Source organism: Brevibacillus sp. BC25 (genome assembly GCF_000282075.1).
Lineage (GTDB): Bacteria > Bacillota > Bacilli > Brevibacillales > Brevibacillaceae > Brevibacillus.
Genome location: NZ_AKIX01000014.1, coordinates 30,849 through 49,215 on the forward strand (window position 1 = coordinate 30,849; position 18,367 = coordinate 49,215).

General features: G+C 47.3%; 19 protein-coding genes. 2 read left to right on the forward strand and 17 right to left on the reverse strand.

The annotated features are described in order from the left end of the window. Window positions 1–189: 189 nt before the first annotated feature. The 8 genes from PMI05_RS02995 to PMI05_RS03025 form a co-directional block, all read right to left on the reverse strand. Entirely contained in the window at window positions 190–1,038 is an 849-nt protein-coding gene (locus tag PMI05_RS02995) for an MBL fold metallo-hydrolase (protein ID WP_007717007.1), read from the reverse strand. Between the two features lie 74 nt (window positions 1,039–1,112). Next, window positions 1,113–1,409 carry a hypothetical protein gene (locus tag PMI05_RS03000; protein WP_007717008.1) on the reverse strand — a complete coding sequence of 99 codons (297 nt, stop codon included), beginning with the start codon at window positions 1,407–1,409 and terminating at the stop codon, window positions 1,113–1,115. A gap of 165 nt (window positions 1,410–1,574) precedes the next feature. Beyond that, complete coding sequence (locus PMI05_RS03005) at window positions 1,575–3,578, reverse strand: FAD-dependent oxidoreductase (RefSeq protein ID WP_007717010.1); 2,004 nt, start codon at window positions 3,576–3,578, stop codon at window positions 1,575–1,577. A 146-nt stretch (window positions 3,579–3,724) separates the two neighbouring features. Further along, window positions 3,725–4,195 carry a hypothetical protein gene (locus tag PMI05_RS03010; RefSeq protein WP_007717013.1) on the reverse strand — a complete coding sequence of 157 codons (471 nt, stop codon included), beginning with the start codon at window positions 4,193–4,195 and terminating at the stop codon, window positions 3,725–3,727. Between the two features lie 75 nt (window positions 4,196–4,270). Beyond that, complete coding sequence (locus tag PMI05_RS03015; RefSeq protein WP_007717017.1) at window positions 4,271–4,585, reverse strand: hypothetical protein; 315 nt, start codon at window positions 4,583–4,585, stop codon at window positions 4,271–4,273. 174 nt (window positions 4,586–4,759) lie between these two features. Next, complete coding sequence (locus PMI05_RS03020) at window positions 4,760–6,220, reverse strand: LCP family protein (protein ID WP_007717019.1); 1,461 nt, start codon at window positions 6,218–6,220, stop codon at window positions 4,760–4,762. 229 nt (window positions 6,221–6,449) lie between these two features. After that, window positions 6,450–6,587 (reverse strand): hypothetical protein, encoded by a 138-nt coding sequence (locus tag PMI05_RS30955; protein WP_007717021.1) that lies wholly within the window; start codon window positions 6,585–6,587, stop codon window positions 6,450–6,452. Window positions 6,588–6,644: 57 nt separating this feature from the next. Beyond that, window positions 6,645–7,598: a carbohydrate kinase family protein gene (locus PMI05_RS03025; protein ID WP_007717023.1), complete on the reverse strand. Its 954-nt coding sequence runs from the start codon at window positions 7,596–7,598 to the stop codon at window positions 6,645–6,647. Window positions 7,599–7,826: 228 nt separating this feature from the next. Between PMI05_RS03025 and PMI05_RS03030 the strand changes: the two genes are divergently transcribed. Then, a complete protein-coding gene (locus PMI05_RS03030; RefSeq protein ID WP_007717025.1) occupies window positions 7,827–9,044 on the forward strand; it encodes an MFS transporter in 1,218 nt (405 codons plus the stop codon). A gap of 73 nt (window positions 9,045–9,117) precedes the next feature. Here the strand turns inward: PMI05_RS03030 and PMI05_RS03035 are convergent, their stop codons facing one another. The 7 genes from PMI05_RS03035 to PMI05_RS03065 all read right to left on the reverse strand — a co-directional run bounded on the left by PMI05_RS03035 (window position 9,118) and on the right by PMI05_RS03065 (window position 16,494). Continuing rightward, on the reverse strand, window positions 9,118–11,187 hold the full coding sequence (locus PMI05_RS03035) for a YecA family protein (protein WP_007717027.1): 2,070 nt from the start codon (window positions 11,185–11,187) through the stop codon (window positions 9,118–9,120). An 81-nt stretch (window positions 11,188–11,268) separates the two neighbouring features. After that, entirely contained in the window at window positions 11,269–11,544 is a 276-nt protein-coding gene (locus PMI05_RS03040; protein WP_007717030.1) for a hypothetical protein, read from the reverse strand. Then, window positions 11,541–12,536 carry a hypothetical protein gene (locus PMI05_RS03045; protein WP_007717034.1) on the reverse strand — a complete coding sequence of 332 codons (996 nt, stop codon included), beginning with the start codon at window positions 12,534–12,536 and terminating at the stop codon, window positions 11,541–11,543. Before PMI05_RS03045 ends, PMI05_RS03040 begins: the two co-directional genes overlap by 4 nt. Window positions 12,537–12,702: 166 nt before the next feature. Further along, window positions 12,703–14,265: a YcdB/YcdC domain-containing protein gene (locus tag PMI05_RS03050; RefSeq protein ID WP_007717037.1), complete on the reverse strand. Its 1,563-nt coding sequence runs from the start codon at window positions 14,263–14,265 to the stop codon at window positions 12,703–12,705. Window positions 14,266–14,386: 121 nt separating this feature from the next. Further along, entirely contained in the window at window positions 14,387–15,334 is a 948-nt protein-coding gene (locus tag PMI05_RS03055) for a 3'-5' exoribonuclease YhaM family protein (protein ID WP_007717040.1), read from the reverse strand. Between the two features lie 19 nt (window positions 15,335–15,353). Then, a complete protein-coding gene (locus tag PMI05_RS03060; RefSeq protein WP_007717045.1) occupies window positions 15,354–15,872 on the reverse strand; it encodes a YkvA family protein in 519 nt (172 codons plus the stop codon). Further along, on the reverse strand, window positions 15,865–16,494 hold the full coding sequence (locus tag PMI05_RS03065; protein ID WP_039960143.1) for a DedA family protein: 630 nt from the start codon (window positions 16,492–16,494) through the stop codon (window positions 15,865–15,867). Before PMI05_RS03065 ends, PMI05_RS03060 begins: the two co-directional genes overlap by 8 nt. Window positions 16,495–16,706: 212 nt before the next feature. Here PMI05_RS03065 and PMI05_RS03070 point away from each other — a divergent pair, with 212 nt between their 5' ends. Beyond that, the gene (locus tag PMI05_RS03070) at window positions 16,707–17,192 is read left to right on the forward strand and encodes a DUF2062 domain-containing protein (protein ID WP_007717049.1); all 486 of its coding nucleotides are present in this window, start codon (window positions 16,707–16,709) and stop codon (window positions 17,190–17,192) included. 64 nt (window positions 17,193–17,256) lie between these two features. Here the strand turns inward: PMI05_RS03070 and PMI05_RS03075 are convergent, their stop codons facing one another. After that, window positions 17,257–17,478 carry a hypothetical protein gene (locus tag PMI05_RS03075; RefSeq protein WP_007717051.1) on the reverse strand — a complete coding sequence of 74 codons (222 nt, stop codon included), beginning with the start codon at window positions 17,476–17,478 and terminating at the stop codon, window positions 17,257–17,259. A 64-nt stretch (window positions 17,479–17,542) separates the two neighbouring features. Beyond that, a complete protein-coding gene (locus PMI05_RS03080) occupies window positions 17,543–18,367 on the reverse strand; it encodes an MBL fold metallo-hydrolase (protein ID WP_007717054.1) in 825 nt (274 codons plus the stop codon).

Below are 18,367 nucleotides of genomic sequence, written 5' to 3' on the forward strand. Positions count from 1 at the left end.
GCCAGAACAGATGCTCTGTGATGTTCCCATTGTAGAGAGGCAATGGTCGTTCGTCAATGAGCATTCAAAATCTTTTGATTATGAAACATTTCTATGAGAGTAATCAAAATTTCGATAGGGTTGGACACGATAACCCTAGACAACGCAAAAGACCGCCAGAAAACACTGACGGTCTTTGCCTATCCCTTTTTACAAAACAACTTCTATACGATCAACCATTTCTCCCTGCTCGTTCCATTTCACCGCACGGTAGACACTATCGTGGTAAAACGTGAACCAAGCGCCTTGCTTGATCCCGTTGTTGATCCATTCTTCTTTTGCATAGATGGATGTCATCGGATAGTCGTCGTAGGCCATCACCCATAATGGATTTTGATGAGCGTGTGTAGGCATGATGTCCGCTAGATGCAAAAGCAGCTGCCCCTCTGTCTCCATCCGGACGATAGCATGTCCCTGGCTGTGACCGCCTGTATGATGAAGCGTGATTCCTGGCACAACTTCGTGCGAAGCTCCGTACGTCTTCACCTGATTCTCAATCGGACGCCAGTTTTCTTCCCAATATGTATTCTTCGAGCGAACATTTGGCTCTCTCATCTCCGCCCATTCCTGCTCCTGCACGTAGATGACAGCTTGTGAAAACGTAGAGACAAGTTGTCCATCACGAATAGAAACAAGTCCGTTAGCATGATCGTAGTGCATATGTGTCATGATGACGATATCAATATCGGCTAGAGTCAACCCTTTTGCAGCGAGGGAGTCCACCACGTGAGACTCTTCTTCCAAGCCAAAATTGCGCTTCTGTTTTTCCGTTAGCCGATCATTTCCCATACCCGATTCAATCAAAATATGCTTGCCATGAGCTTTTACCAGGATCGGGTCAGCACGCAAAGGGATTTGATTGAGATCATTGGATGGGTACCTTTTGCTCCAAAGTGGCTTGGGCACCACCCCAAACATTGCGCCTCCATCCAGCTTCGTGAGTCCACCTCTCAGCCAAGACAATTGAAACTGACCTATCTGCCATTCGTTCCCTACCATGATCCTGCCGCCTCCTCGATTGCTCGGAATGATGATTGAAGATCGAAAGTGAAAAGCACCCCGTTCAGGGTGCCTTACAGCTTTTCTGCTACACTTACAGTTCTAGTCGCCGGGGCGATTTCTAACAGGAGATCACTCGATACAGCCTGCACAGTGACATCTGAATCACTTCGTCTATGATGAAGCACGAGTTGCGCTACCTTTTCATTCTCTCGGTAAACGCTGATTAATGTCTGTAATGGATTGGCACTCCCGCCTGCGATCATCTTAAACCCCGGGGCTATCGTAAACGTCCATCCCTCCACCTCTATTAGCGGTGCTAACGAGTACAGGAAGTAACGTTTCCCTAAGAGAATGCCATTATGGTTCATCAAGGCGAGAGCCCCCAATCAAATGAATTTGAACAGTATAACTTCATTTTGCAAGAATTAGCGTAGGATGAAAAGCGATTCGACAAAACTTCTAAAAAGACGACATACTTTTCTTAATCATATCCGATTACCCTTGATTTCGAAATAGAAAATCTTTTCAGCGCCTTAAATCGCTCTCCCTACGGTCGCACCCTCCAAAATGGCTCGCTTGGCATCGAGCTCTCCCGCTTCTTTCGCCCCGCCTATGAGGTGCACAGGCAACCGATCCAGCAATGCGTGGTATAGCGAATTGTTGGAGGTCGCTCCAGCCGCTACAATGACCGTATCAGCAGGTATCATGCGCTCCTCCCCGTTCTGAATGAAATACACTCCTTCTTCTGCAATCCGGCTGTATTCAATTTGTGTCAGCATCTCTACGCCACGTCGCTTCAGGTTAGCGAGAACTGCCCAGCGCGTCGTTTTACCCAAGCCCGAACCGACATGCTTCCCACGCCGCAGCATGCTGATTTTTCGTTTTCGCTGTTGCAATTGCTGCACAGCTCTTCCATCCAGAATCCGAAACTCCTGCAAGTATTCTGCTGCCTTCGGTGAAATCGTTTCGTCGTGCATCAGCAAATGGGACAAATCACATGCGATTCCCCCCGCTCCGACGATGACTACTTGTCTACCGACCTTGGCACGCTTTTCAAATACCGCATCATATCCCTTCACATGTCCGAGCTCCACACCTGGAATCTCTGGACGCCGAGGAATGACTCCCGTTGCGACCACAACTTCTGCAAAGCCTTCTTCGATCAGGGCATCTGCCTCTGCCAGTGTTCCCAGCCTGATTTCGACACCAAGTCGTGCAAGTTCTGTCCGATAATAGCGAAGCGTTTCATTAAATTCCTCTTTACCTGGCACCTGTCTGGCGTAGTTTAATTGTCCACCGATCTGTTTTTTGGCCTCCATGATGACCACCTGATGCCCTCGTTCTGCCAGCACACGAGCTGCCTCTAAGCCGGCTGGCCCCGCACCGATTACAGCCACCTTCTTGCAGTTTTCCGCCGAAACCAACTGCCACTCTGCTTCCCTGCCCACAAGAGGATTGACCAGACAGGAGGCTACCTTCCCATCAAAAATATGGTCGAGACAGGCTTGATTGCAAGCAATACATGTGTTTACTTCATCAAAGCGTCCTTCTTTACTTTTTTGAACGATATACGGGTCCGCTAAAAATGGACGAGCCATTGAAACCATATCACTGCATTCTTCATACAAAATCTTTTCTGCCTGGCGCATGTCGTTAATTCGATTGCTGGCGATAACTGGGATGTTCACGACCTGCTTAACTTGCTGCGCCACCCATACATATGCTCCACGCGGCACCATCATGCCAATCGTCGGTACTTGTGATTCATGCCAGCCAATTCCGACATTGAGAGCATCAGCTCCTGCCTCCTCCAGCATTTTGGCAAATTGCAATGTCTCTTCCATCGTCGTACTATCTGGCATCAAGTCCAATCCCGACATCCGATAGATGATCGGATAATCCGGTCCCACTGCTTGGCGGACACGGTTAGCCACCTCAATCCCAAAACGGGCTCTACGTAAAAAGTCCCCACCCCACTCATCTTCTCGCTTATTGGTCACAGGGGACAAGAATTGATTGATCAAGTATCCTTCCGAACCCATAATTTCTACGGCATCAAAGCCAGCTTTTTTAGCACGGACGGCGCCATCAGCAAAGCATTGGATCGTTGCTTCGATCTCCTCTGCGCTTAACTCTCTCGGCTTCCAACGGTTAATCGGCGCCTGCAATGGCGATGGCGCTACAGGGTCTAATCCTGTTGCTTCCTTGTACGCATAACGGCCAGCATGGAACAGCTGCAACGCAATTCTCCCATTGGCTTGATGAACCTCTTTCGTGATAAGTCGCAATTTCTCGATATCCTCGTCATGGTATACATTGCAATACTCGTCGCCCATGCCGCCTTCTGGATGTACGGCAGCCCCTCCTGTCACGATCAGACCTGCCTCTCCATTGGCACGCTCTGCGTAAAAGGTAGCAAGCCGCGCTACACCATTCTGAAGCTTTTCAAATCCAACGTGCATGGACCCCATCATAATCCGATTTGGCAACGTCATCGAACCAATTTGAATCGGTTCCCATACTTTTGAAAGTTCCACGTTAAACGCCCCCTAACGAGTGAATGCTCATTCATTTTCATTATCTATACGATTCTCCCTCTTCTCCTCATATTCCTCCTTCCTCGCCTTTTATGCAAAAAGCTCAGGACATTACGCCTGAGCTTTCCTTATGTACTGCCTATGATTTATCTACCGAGTTTGACGAGCATCCCCAAGTCTGCGGAAAATCTTGCGATGGTTTCTGTAAATGCGATTTCCTCAGCTTCTGTTCGCGGCATCTGCACGACAAAGTAATAATCCAGCACGACATTCGCTTCTGCCTGCTTGCCAGGCTCTACAAAGCGGCGCTTTTCTGTCAGCGAGCACTCAGCTACCAAGCATTTTGCTTGCGTCCATAATTGTTCGATCTCCTCATCTTGCAAGCTATAAGGATAGTCAATTTCCACCTCAATTTCACAGCTGTCCTCTTCCGCAAGCGAAAATAGATGGATGGTAGCCGTTGGTTGCTTCTCATCCTCCGCCTCGGAAAACGTGATCAGAACCTCTTGCCCTTCCGATTCTTCCAACAACGAATGATCGGAGCGCAAGACGATATCCGAAATCACTCCATGCGTATGTAACTGTTGATTTAGTTTTTCCACCATAAATTGTAGCACTTACTTCTTTCCTCCTGTTTCACGATATCCTCTCGTAGCAGTATAGCACGAGTTCTACAGATGCGAAAAACCCCTTCACGAGGAAGGGGTTGGTGTATTGTTCATATTTTTTTGATTCATGAATTCTGACAGCCACGCACGACGTACTTCTTTGTTTGGACAGTAACCTAAAATGTAGCTTTCTCCGCGCATATATTTTTCCTTAATCCACTCTTTATGCTTGCGGAAAAAGGCATGCTGGAAATCAATCGGCATCTGCTGATATTCTTCCAAAGCTGAAGGGTTCTGGAGGAAAAAATCTTCATCGTACACAAACTCTTCGTTTTGTTGGCGGCTGATCAGGTACACAAAGGCAATCACCAAGAACAGGTTCACCAAGAAAATCGTCATAGAAATCCCTCCAGTCAGTAATAATTATCTGATTAATCTGTCTTATCAGCATATTATTATTGTACCACGAAATTGGTGTTTTCTAAACCTTTTCCATAAACGAATTTTTAAAATTTTTAACGAATCGACAAATAAAAACACCCGCTCGTGATGAACGGGTGTTTTTTGTACTCGTTAGGAGTTCGTGTTCGAACCTCCTGTAGGAGGACCTGCATCCTGACTCGACGGTGGGATAATATCCGGCGGTGGAGTAGAGTTGTTTCCGTTATTACCTGCCGGTACATTCCCAGGAGATTGTGTTGCATCTGTCGCAGGCGTCTGTGCTCCCTGACCTTGATCTGTCGACTGGCCTTGCCCTTCTTGGTTTACGACATCAGGTGGCGGCATTGTACCTTCATTTGCCGTACCGTCCTGATTGTCTGGTGAATCCGTCGGCTCTTGTTCTTTCGGAGCCTCCGTTTTTTGTTTCGCTGGTGTTGACGAAGCTGATTCTGTCGTTTTCTTCTTGAAGCTCTTCTTGTTGCTTGTCGCTACCGCTTCACCGGAACTGAGTATCGGCGAATTATTGAGCGACGCTACGACGCTCTCACTCAATCCCATCTCTGATTGCAAGGAATCTCGAACAGTCTCAAGCTTTTCTTTTTCGAGATACGTGTATCCTCCCTGCCAATATGCCCCATTATCCAATGCGCTGACCGTAGAGGAATTAAATCCTTTGAAATCGTAGGCCAAGCCTTTGATCTGATCCTTGGAAAGATCGGTATGTATATTCTTGGCACCTACATCCATGACGTTAAATATCTTCGTCAGCCCTTCAAGAGAAGCCGTTTTGTCTACGACAGCCTTGATGACTTCTTGTTGGCGACGGTTACGGTCGAAGTCACTGGAGTAGTACTTCGTTCCACGGTTGTCATGACGATGTCGCACATAACCAAGTGCTTGTTCGCCATTCAATTTTTGAAGTCCTGGCTGGAGATTGATGTGTGTATCGTCAGTTGGATCATCGTATACCAGTCTGCGATCCACATTGACTTCCACACCACCTAATTCGTCAATGACCGCTTTGAAACCATCGAAGTCAATGGCTACAAAATGCTCAATCGGAATACCCAGTATTTCATTCAACGTTTTCTTCGTTAAGGAAATACCATCTTCGGTAACCGTCTGGTTGTTGCGCTCTGCTTGTCTGCGTTCTGCTTCACCATTGGCATAGACAGAATTGATCTTATGGTAGTCGCGATAGCCTGGGATCTTGACGCGTGTGTCCCGTGGAATTGATACCATGGTAACTTTCTTCGTCTTTGGGTTGGCAACTGCCACGATCATTACGTCTGTATTCATGGAACCTGTTTCAGGGCGAGTATCAGAACCAAGCAATACGAACGACATTGGCTTATCCGAGTAGTATACAGGATCGACATTTTGGGATACTGGCGAAGTAAATCCGCTGTTTGCAGGGCTCGTTACTTCCGTCAGAGTGTCTTCAATTTTCCAATAAATTGCTCCAGCCACACCGCCAACCAGCAGCAAGGTGATCAATGTGAAGGATACAACGAGTTTACGTATTTTTCGATTACGGCTCGGCTGTTTCTTTCGAGAAGCTGAAGCGCGTGTTTTCACAACAGTATCTGGCATATGAATCAGTCTCCTTGTTCGCGCACGCTTTTTGACAAAGTAAAGGGAGGCACGATTTTGAATTGTGCCACTCGACAATATGCACCACTTTTTTCTTCAGTTGGCAATACTCTGATTCAGGTATTGTATCATATCGTTGTCTGCATTTGTAGAAAAATGTTCCTTTAAACGAAAAGTCCCCCATCTTTTTGTCGATAAGGGGACTTTAGTTGCACATATAATTTTCGACTTATTGCAAGCCGCGTGGCGCCTGACTAAACCCTTGTACAGGACCCTCAGGACGCTTGTTTTTGGAACGGTGTGAATCTCCGCCCTGCCGAACATGGCTCTCTTGTTTTCCGTTCACATCATTCGATTTCTTTTCCATGACATACACTCCTCCTCTGTACCAACTAACGGGTAGTGTACGTCAAGCTATGTATTTTCATTCTCTGTCGAGGATCTGTCTTTCTATTGCAGCATAGTAATCTTTTCGTGCCAAAAGGGCATCGATATCGTATCGGCCATTTCCCTTTGTTCTCATCTCGGCAAGAGCAACGCCGAAAGCTGCTTGTTCTGTAAGGGACAGCGCTTTGTTTTGCGCATAAATGATACCCGCGGCAAACGCATCTCCCGCGGACTCTCGAATCGGCATAGTCGGTGCAGCAAGCCATTTTTCCTCATGTGCGGTGCACAGCCACAGCCCTGCTTCCCCACAAATGACCATGACCTGATGGATACCTTCTGCCACCAATTTTTTCGCGCATATTTCCACATCATTATAGGAATGAAGCGATTGGCCACCTAACACTTCCAGTTCATCAATGCTCGCGACAAGTATATGAACGCCTTCAAGCAACCCTTTCCATTTTTCTGCTTTTTTCACAGAAACAGGGTCTACGATGATCTTTTTGTCGAGTCTTCTGGCTTCCGCTAAAAATGCCCGCATAACCTCGACGGGAAGATTGGCATCCAGAAACAAGCCTGTTGCCTGAGGCAACCGCTTGAGACCTTGCTGGACAATCTCCGCTGGCCACTCTTCATTTAGTTCCATATCTGCAACAGCCGTGTACAATTCACCATCACGATCACGAATAGCCAAGTAGCGCCCAGTCGATTTCCCTGCGATTCGCAACATGCCATGGGTAGCCACTCCACTATTTGCTGTGACCTGTCTTAACCACTCGCCGTCTGCATCTTCTCCCACCAGAGCAAACAGCTGCACTTCTTCTCCTAGCCATCCGAGATTTTCCGCCACGTTTCGAGCTACGCCGCCTGCTGCTTGATGCACTTCACCCGGATTACTTGTTCCAGGTAACAGTCTGGCAGAAGTGACTCCCTGTACGTCAACATTGGCTCCTCCCACGCATAGCCAGTATTCTGTTATACCTTCCAGCATTCCAGCATTCCCCCTAGCCTTCTGCTCATGGTCTAGTCCATAATGATCCTCTCTTTTTCGACAGCATCCCCCCATTTACCTACCTTTTTAAAAACTTCCTGACAGATCAAATTCTTTATTTACGATCATCATATTTCCATCATTCATGGGTGACGTCCTATAAAATCCGTGCTACATTGAAAAAAATGAAAAAGTAAGTTACGAAAGAAAGGTTGGGGATGAACTGACATGAGTGCCTCATCGACACCCATTCACTCTACACCCGCAGGGACTGCGGCACCGACTGTCTATCGCATGCTCTTTGCCATTAGCATTGCGCATCTGTTAAACGACAGCTTGCAAGCGGTCATCCCTGCATTGCTTCCTATTGTAGAGAAGAATCTGGCATTAACGTTTACACAAGTCGGAATGATATTACTCGTCATGAATCTTACCTCATCCGTTTTGCAACCATTCGTCGGTTACTTCTCCGATCGCAAATCGATCCCTTTATTGCCACCACTGGCTTTGATCGTTTCGGGATTAGGGATGCTGGCGCTCGCTTTCTCCGGTAGTTACTCTTTCGTTCTCGTAGCAGTCGCCTGTGTTGGAATTGGTTCAGCCATCTTCCACCCAGAAGCCTCACGCTTCGCCCACTTGGCATCTGGTCCTCGCAGAGGGCTAGGACAATCCATTTTTCAAGTTGGTGGAAATGCTGGGCAAGCACTCGCTCCCTTGATGACTATCCTGGTCTTTGCAAACCTGGGACAGACTGGGGCTGCCTGGTTTCTGCTTCCTGCGCTATTAGCTAGCGGCATCTTGCTCTATGTTGCTCTCTGGTATCGTGGACAACAGCGTTTGAAAAAGGCTACTGCCGCACCTGTCACGTATACGAACCGGAACAAGCGGCTGATTGCCCTCGGCCTCCTGATTGTCATCGTCAGTGTGCGTTCCTGGATGAATGCTGGCTACCAAAGCTTTTACCAGTTTTATTTGATGTATGTGAAAGATATGGATTACGCCAATGCACAGCTCGTCATTTTTGGTTTTCTTTTCGCAGGAGCGATTGGGACATTTTTTGGCGGACCGCTGTCTGACCGATTCGGAAAAAGGAACTTGCTCATCATTTCCACACTTGGTTCACTTCCACTGACATTGCTGACGCCTTACGTCTCAGGCTTTTGGGCCTTTCCATTGCTGGTAATCAGCGGCTTTATCATGCTTTCCAGCTTCTCCGTCACGGTCGTTTACGCGCAGGAGCTATTGCCTGGTAAAATCGGTACTGTATCCGGGCTGATAATCGGGCTTGCCTTTGGAATGGGAGGCATGGGCGCACTCGTATTCGGCTATCTCGCCGATCTCTACAGTCTGAGCTTTGTCATTCTGTTATGTTCGTTCCTCCCGTTGATCGGATTTATGGGCTTTTTCCTGCCGAAAGACAAGACACTCCGCGAATGGGCCCACTAATCTATACCAAAGAAAAGGCAAAACAAAAAACCCGAGGACACGAATCCTCGGGTTTTTATTTATACTAGGGAATCTAGACCAATACACCTGTTGGTGCGCCCAGCACTTGGGCAATGACTGGCGGATACACTTCAGGCGTACCGTACAGTCTCCAAGTACCGTCCTCACCTTGACCGAACAAGCCATGGATCATCCAATCTGCTGCCAGCGTAGCACCCAATTCAGCGCCAACAGACAGCTTGATTGTCTCGCCATTCGCACGTTTTGCCGTACAACCAGATGAAGTGATCTCTTGCACGATTATGGATTCTTCCGTGATATCTTTGATCGCCATCGGGTTGCTGTAAAGATTTTGAGTCGCTTCTTTTTCCAGCACACCACGCAAGCGATAGGATTCCGGCAATGTTTCCTTCAACTCGGCGAACAATGGCTGCATGACAGGATAAAGCGCGTATGGTCCTTGCTTATCCAGCCACTTGAAGAACGCCGTCAAAACAGACATCAGATTTGTTGCCAACGTTTTGGTCGTTGCGTCCGTACGCGTGAAAATGTCGTGGACGAGGAAGTATACCAGTTCCTCTCTGCGCAACTGCTCCCATGTGAAAGATGGGCCAAACGCTCCTCTGACGAATGAACGCAAGTTGTTCATAACCTCATCGTACTTTTTGACGGTTGCTTCTGACTTGCCCTCGGTCATCTCATGCACGAAGCGATTGATGTCCGCAAGTCTGTCAGGGTGTACGGTGTATACACTCTCCGGCAACCCCTCGATCAGCGGACGGCGCAGCAGGTTATGCACATGCAGGCTGTCATTTGACAACGAGAGGCGAGGACGAAGCATGTCCATTCGGATAAAGCGAGCCAAACCTTGTCCGATTTTATGATCCTGCTCCATTTGCTCCATCAGCTTGTGGAGTTTTTCATGCAGCTCCTTGTTTTCTGTAGCCGCAACCAAGAGTGGAGCCAGATCATCGAGCTGTTCATGGGAGGTAACCAGCCATTTTTCAGCAAAATAAGTTTGGACTGCCCACTGCAACACTTTTGGTGGCAAAGTAGGCTGACTCGTGATAAACAGAGTTCCTTTGGACAAACGAGAGCCCGTTGAAGTAAGAACGCGAATCTCCTCTTCGTTCTCAAATGCAAGCAGCAGCAAAAGCTCTGCGACTTCGTCCAACTGCAATGCATACCCTTCCAGAATCAGGCTGTCATCCTGCAAAATCACTTCTGCCTGTACTTCGTATAGCTCCAGCAAAGCATCCTTTAAATTCGGGAACAAATGCTCTTCCTTGCGTGTCGCATATACCCATGTCTCACGAGCACGATCCCGTTTTTTCAGCTCAAATGCAGGGTTCGACTCGATTACTTTCAGCAGTTGTTTACGATCTGGCATAGCATAGGTACGACGCAGAAGCGATTCTTGCTTCGGTGCTTCCGACTCGCTTGCCGCTTCACCAAATTGAACGATGAAGTGATACAGCTCTGTCGTATAGCTTCTCTTGCTCGTATCTGCCTTCGCGGCTTCTACTTCTGGATGCTGGTGTAACCACTCGAGCAGGCTTTCCTTGACATGTGGCTGCAAGATGATGCTGCCAGAGAAGAGCATATCACGCAGACCTAGATTCAGCAGGCGCCCTACGATCAATTGTCCAGGGACAACATTCAACGTATTGGCACGAAGCAGATAGTGTTTTTCTTCTGAAATCGGTTGTTGAACCGTGATGACATCACGATCCACTTCCACGATTTCATAAACATTCAGGTGTAATCCAGCAAACGCACGGCGAAGATCAGGCTCCATCCGACGTCCATGCTGTTTGATATAGTTCTCAAGCAGCGTGCTTCCACCTGTTTTGACGTCTAATACACACCAGTTGAAGAAATGGGCTGCCCATTCAGGACGTGCGACGCTCTCTTGGGTCAAACCTACTTCTTCGGCAAAACGACTCCGCGCTTCTTGAATCGTCTCGCTGGTTACATTTGCGCCGACAAAATGGTTCAGTCTTTCGACCCAGCCAGCGTATTCTTTTTGCAGCTTTTGCTCGTGGCGGCTACGCAGCTCCGTAATGGGAGTGACAACCCCACAGCATTTTTTGTATTTTTTTCCGCTCCCACAAGGGCACAGTTCGTTTCTTCCTACCGACATAGAGGGTTTGGATCTCCTTTCCATCCCACGCGGCATGCGCGGGGAATCATGCACAATCCCCCTATTTTACCGCATTATTCGTCATGTGTTCAAGTGTTCTCGCTTTGGTTCATGTGCGATACCCACATCCGTGTTGTTGCTTTCCCATTGGACAATAAATTGTTCCAGTCGATTCATCAACCTGACGATGCGCTGCTTCTCGCCCATGCATGCTGAAATAGCAGAGAGTTGGTTCGTGGCAAAAAGCTCCACCACTTCCTTCTCCATTTCTTGAAGGCGAATCCGATAGCCCGCGATAACCTCGCGCAGGATGGCAAATCTCTGCTCTAACCGGATCGTAGCCTCAAGTTTACTCATTGTTGTTCACTGGTAGCTAGCACCTGTTGAATGCCAAGTACGATCTGCTCATGCTTATGTTTCTCTTTCATCAGCACTTCTATAGCTTGCATATTGCTTTGTTGAAAATGAGCAACAACTTCTTGGGACATTTCTTGGTTTCTTGTCTCCAAGCGGTCGATAGCTTCTTGCATCAGTTTTTGTACTTCCTCGAGAACTTGCTGGTTGGTAATGGTAGACATAGTAGCTTCCTCCTTGGTAAATAATTGTTCTTGTTGTTTTTCCACCTGGTGTAAGGGATTCGCTGGTTCTTCCAATGCAATTTCTTCTGAGACGGACTCGCTGTTTCCTATCGATACAGAAGGGGCAGCAATAGCAACCTCGAGGGCCGCCTGCTCTTCCTTGGAATCTTCGCTACGAGCAATGATGTACATGGTATCACCGTCAATGCGGAAGCGGTCATCTTGCGCAGGGAGAAAAGCAGCATCTGCAGCAATCCCTACTTCCTGCTCCAGAAAATGGACTAATGTGCGAGCAGCTACCTGCGTAATACCATTGTCGCGGCAAAACGCATACACTTGGTCATTGCCCAAAGTCCACTCTGCCAAAAACCATCTGCTGTCGCCTTGATATTGCACAAAGCGAGGATCGCGTTCCAATTGCAACATACGAAGAATCTGATTCCAACCAAACTGCGTTTGACGACGCAGCTCTGCGACAATTTGCTCAAGCTTTTTTGGTGTTTGGCTATCTCGCAAATAGCGATGAGCCAAGTCGTACACTTGATGCGGCTGGTGAGTGACCTCTACGATCGCCTCTGAGCTTCCAACTCGCACTGGAGACTGCTCCATGTTCAACACTTTATCCAGTATTGTCTCGCAGTCCAGATCCAAAAAAGCATTCAGCTCATTCGCTTCCATCCGGGAGCAGATCTCCGTACGTGGAAGGGAGCGCTCACCGGGCCGGAATACCTTTTTTACAATACTTGGTAGGGTATAAGTTGGCCGTTTCATTGCACTTTCTCCTTCTCGTGATCGGCATTGTTTGCCAAATCAAATGGGAATCAAGAAGATATTCTACAAAAAGAAAAAAAATCCTACCTGCATTGAAGTGTTTATGAATTCCGATAATGATGAAAAGGAAAACCCGACATGGCTTCTACACCATATCGGGTATTGGTTATTGGGTAGCTTTCCATTCCAGCCAGGTTTCTTCTACTGCACCCGTTGCAGCATCGATCTGCAAAGACTTGGCATCAGCTGTCGGTAAATAGGCCAGCTGTGGCAGTTTCGCTGCATGTGTACCTACCTTTGGATACCAGTATGCCAAGCGCAGATTTGCTTCTTTGACATACGCATCCTTTGCTTTCTCATCCTTGACAATACCGTCTTTACTGATGGTAGCAGGCATGGACGGGAGTTCATTTACTTGAGCAAGGACTACATTGCCCTTCTTTGCGTCCACTTCCACATAAAACAGTGGTCTCTTGGATGGAATACCGTCAATCTCAGGATGAAAAGCAAAGCTACTGATCGGCCGTACCAGATTTTGATCGGCCCAACCCGGCAGATTTTCCACAAGACTCGTCTCCTTTACGGAGAAAGATTGTTCTTTGGACAGTAAGTATTTCTCCACAAATTGTACTGCGATGTCTTTTGCCTCGTCATGCGTGAGCGGCTTCTCACGCTCCTTTTCTACGGGACCGTCCAGCTTGAATTCAATGGGTGATTTTGTTTTACGGTCGAGGGTAATCCACGCGCTTTGATACGAGCTCGCATTCCATTCATGGCGGTCGATGTCACTGTTTTTATACTTTTTGTCTTCTTTTACATTTTTGTATGTGCGTTGATTCAACTTCAAGTCAAAATCCTTCTCGAGCATCTGCTCCATCTTTTTCGTATCTCGCCAGACGCTCATGTCGGCTGTTCCTTTGATTTTCATCGTTTCACTCGTTGTTTTATACACAGACGGAACTTCTTCACCAGACAGAGCATCTATCATTGGGAATTGTTCAGGCACGTAAACGAGCTTTCCCGCTGACTCATCGTAGACCAATTCCAAGGATACCTTGTCTTGCCACTCCTTCATTGCCTTTTCAAGCGGTACTGCCTTGCTTGGGTCCGCTACCTCTGCTGTAGTAGATAGCTTTACCTTTTCTTGCTGAAAACGGACAACCTGACCCTTTGCGTCAACCATGACCCGTGCCATCTCTTTGTCCACCCATGTATTGTTCAACTGTGGGTAGATGCTGACAACTGCCAGATGATCCAGCTCTGATACGCGATCGATAGAAAACATCGCTTGCGTGGAAATAACATGATCAACCGCTATGTAATTTCGAATAAAATCGACAGCCTTTTGATAGGCTTCCTTTTTATTGATTTTGGTTGTTTTGTCCCGATTCACATCATGCAGGACAAAACTGGTCATATCTCCATCTGCATTTGTGGATATATTGAGCGTCGTATTTGTGGTAATGACGCTCTTTCGATCCGAGAGATTAATGACATACCCCGAGTTGCTTGTCCCTCCGTATGAGTCCACATGAAGGTCCTTCATGAGAGGCACATAGTCCTCTTTCAACTCTGTTAACAAGTGGACGATGTCTTCTGGCAACTCAATGGGTTCCAGACTCGATTTGCCATCATACGCATAGGAAGACAACGGATGCAGAAGTGCAACTGGTGTCGTGACCATGCTGACTGCCAACACAAACATGGCAGCTCTGTTTCGCTTTTTCACATGAATACCTCCTATTTACAAGCATTACTGTTAAGACGAGCTTCCTGCAAAAACGTTTCTGATTTATCTAAAAAAGCCAACTGCTTCGTTTTGCTTAGCAGTTGGCTTTTTATGGCATGAATTAATACCCGCGCCAGACTTTTCGTCTAAGCACGCCAGCGTACGCCCATTCCTCTTCTTCCGTCATATCCGCTAGTGTTTGGCTCAAAGCGTTCATTTTGCTGTCGATCTGGTCCAGGTAATGGAACATGACAGCTGTAGGCGTTTTTCCAGATACAGCACTGCCCCAGCCGTTCTCTACCTCTCCATGATGACTCAAAATGCAATGCTTCAAGTGCAGAACCTCCGCGTCCCCTAAAGAAATATCTAGCTTGCGGCAAATGCCGCTTACCATCTCGACTCCCATGACCAGATGACCAATCAACTGACCTGGCGTGGTGTAATCCGGGGCGATAGGATCAGATAACTCGTACAGTTTTCCAATATCGTGCAAGATACAAGTCGCAATAAGTACATCCCTGTCTACTTGTGGATACAGTGGCAAGAGGCTCTGTGCCGCCGTCAACAGGGAGACAATATGCTCGAGCAAACCATGATAATAGTTGTGGTGCATGCGAACGCCAGCCGGATAATGGCGAAGGCGATCCTGAATCTCCTCTGTTGACAGTGCTTCTTGAATAATGGCCTTGAGCGTGGCACTCTGCAGGCTGTCGACTGCATGGGTAAGCTTTGTCCACATTTCATCTACTGGAACTGGTGAGATCGGAATGAGCGACTCCATCTGAACTTCGTCGGATGCGGCAGCCGGTCTAATCCGTTGAATCACCAGTTGCTTTTTCCCACGATACACCTGGACGGCAGCATCGACCTTCACGACAGCCTTGACGTTGATCCATTCCTTCATTTCTGCATTGACATCCCATAGTTTTGCCGTGATCGTTCCGGAGCGATCTCCCAGCTCCAGATTCAAGTATTCACTCTGGTTACTCGCTACGCCAGCTTCCTTGCTTTTAATCAGGCAAAAAGCGACAACACGCTCTCCCTCTTGATAATCCAATAAATATTTCATCTATATGTCCCATCCTAGCTTATTTTTTTCGGAACAGGGTTTCTTCCAGCTTTTTCACTATTTTCTTGCCGACTAAATCATCCGCTGATCGAACCACCTTCGTAATGACAGCCAAAAGGTCTTCTTCGCCATTCCAATGCTCACGTACAATCGATTCATCGATATCCACCAAAATCTTGCGCAAAGCATAAACAGCCAAAATAACGTCGTCCACAAGTCCGAATCCGCCGACTAATACCTCCGGAATAAAATCAATCGGGGTAATGAAGTAGGCAACCGCTACACCCGCTAACGCTTTTGATTGAACACCTACGCGCTTGTCCAGCATAAGGCGGGCCAAGAGTACAAACAAGTCTGGTGCAAGCAATATAAAATTGGCTACGGAATCATTGACTCCCTTGTCCCTAATGAACGTTTCGATTTTTTCACGCAATTTATCATAAAATCGCTGATGTTTTTCTGGTAATACTACAGGAACCAGTTCGGTTGGCTTCTGAACCACAGGCAGTAGATTTTCGTTGCGGTTTTCTTCACTCATTCTGATCCCTCCGTAATTGCTTTTTTACATTTTTCTTGTGTCTGAAATACGACCAGGTTGCGATCAATGCGAGCAAAGCGATAAAGAAAATCGCGAGGTTACGAGCAATCAAACTAAACAGCTCATCCCAGCGTTCTCCTAATTGCCAGCCAAGCGTCACAAAAAGCAAACTCCAAAACAGCCCACCCAAATAGGTATAGAGCATGAAAGTCGGAAAAGGCAATCGCGTAATCCCCGCAAAATAGGCCGTAAACTGACGAACACCAGGGATGAAATAGCCTAGCGGAAGCGCCCATTTACCGACGCGATTAAACCACTCTTCCGTTTTTTTGTAAACCGTGTAGCCCATCCCTAATCGTTTCCCATATCGTTCGAGAAAAGCGTAGCCTAACGTTCTGCCGATCCAGTATGCCACCGTCATCGCTGTAACGGAACCGAGAAAGCAGACGAAAAAAGTAGGCCAAAATTCCAATTTTCCCGTTGAAACAAGAAATCCAGAAAAAACGAGCAGCGTTTCTTCAGGCAAGGGCATCCCCAAAATTCCTAGAAAGAACAACCCAAACAAGGCGCCATACCCATATTGCGCAATATAGTCACCGAAGGTTCCCATTACATCTTCCACGAATGTCACCACTTTTCCAGCAAGCTGCCCTCTTCCATTATGCCAAAAGAAAGGCGCATTCTCAAATCAGAGCTCATATGGTAACTATTAATTTTTGCCAACTTGGAGATACTCTACAACATCAACCGAAAAACGAATCCAGCCTCACCATTTGCCTTACCCTTAGAGAATATTACAGACAAATGACTTGGGACAAACGAGGGATAGCACGGATGTGGAAAAAAACATATCGAAAGCTAAAATTCGAATACTACAAGGTGCTGAGAATGAAAGGGGCTCCAGCTTTTGTCGCCCGCGGATTTTCGCTCGGAATCTTCATCGAGTTCATTACCCTGCCTACTTTTGGCCTCGCGTTTCTGTTGCTTTTCCCGCTAAGCAAGCTGTTTCGCGCTAGTTTGCCCGCTGGTTTGGTTGCGTTTGTCATTGGAAAGCTCATCTTGCCGCTTTTCATCCTTTTCAATTACAATATTGGATACGTGTTGATCGGCAAACCGTTACAAGGGCATTTGATCCACCATGAGTCTAGGATGCAATGGCTTGTCTGGGTGAAAGAAAAAGGACTTGTCTATTTTACCGGGAGTGCCCTCATGGGGCTGATTGTGGCTTTCGTGAGCTACTTTCTCGTTTTAACTGGCCTTCAATTGTATCGTCGCAAGAAATTACGGCGTTCATTACCTGAGGAAAGCCCTACCCCTTAATCTTTCGAACGAAAAAGACCGGTCCGACAATCGAATGTCAGTCCGGTCTTTTTTGCTCGCAATGTTATGCAAAGTAGCCTTTATCCTGCAGGTGCTCCATGATTTCGGCAACAGTTTTCTCTTCGTTCAAGAGCTTCACGGTTACTTTCACTTGCTCTGGGGACAAACCGTTCGCTCCGAGGCTTTCCTCGATCAACACGTCGTTAGGGCGACGGAAGTACGTTTGCAACGTACGCTTCACACGTCCTTCCAGACTTGTTCTCAGCATCAATTCAGTCGTAGACATCTGTTCCACCTCTTTCCTAGAAAGATTTGCGTAACGCCTATTATCTTATAAAACCGTGGAATAATCAACCTTTCTGCGAAATAGCTTCCTTGCATAGTTGATCCCGGTTTTCGTCATGGGAGGAACGGAGATGTTCATCGATCGATACCCCATCATACGTCAGCTGGGAAAACTGCTCTTTCAGTACGTCTTCTTCTACGTTATTGGCGATACCCTCGAAAACAACTGCACGTGTATCCAACAAGTACTGGCGATCCCGCTCAATCCGATGCAGGATTTCATCGCGTCCTTTTGCAGGTACTCCGTGTCCAGGAATGACTTCTTCCACATCTCCTTGAAGGACCAACCGCTCGATTTTTTCCAGACTATCCAAATAGGCACTGCTATCATCGATAAACGGAAACTCCAAATTGGATAGCATGTCACCGACAACAAGCAGCTTCTGCTCCCGGAACAAGGTCGCCATCTGGTCGTGTGTGTGTCCTGGTACAGGCAAGAAAAAGACTTCCTGCCACTCTTGTGCATCCTCCACTAATTTCGTGAAATTCGGCATTCCTACTTCATACGATCTGACCACATAATACGACCCGTCAAACCGTTTTGCCTTGTTCAGCTTCTTCTCGATCCGTCCATCGGTCAGGATTCCCTTTTGTGCAATGACTTTGGCATCCGGAAATTTGCCGACTCCAACAACATGATCCCAATCTCCGTGAGTCAGGACAAGAACGAGCTCTCTTCCATTCCTCTCCCTTTGCACATAGTCAGCAATTGCCTCTATCTCATGGGGAAAATAGGCCGGATCAAACAAGTAGAGACGCTGCTCGGTTGATACGACTGCACTTGTCGTTTGCCACAGACAACTTGTAAACAGCTTGTAGGGTTGTGCCAT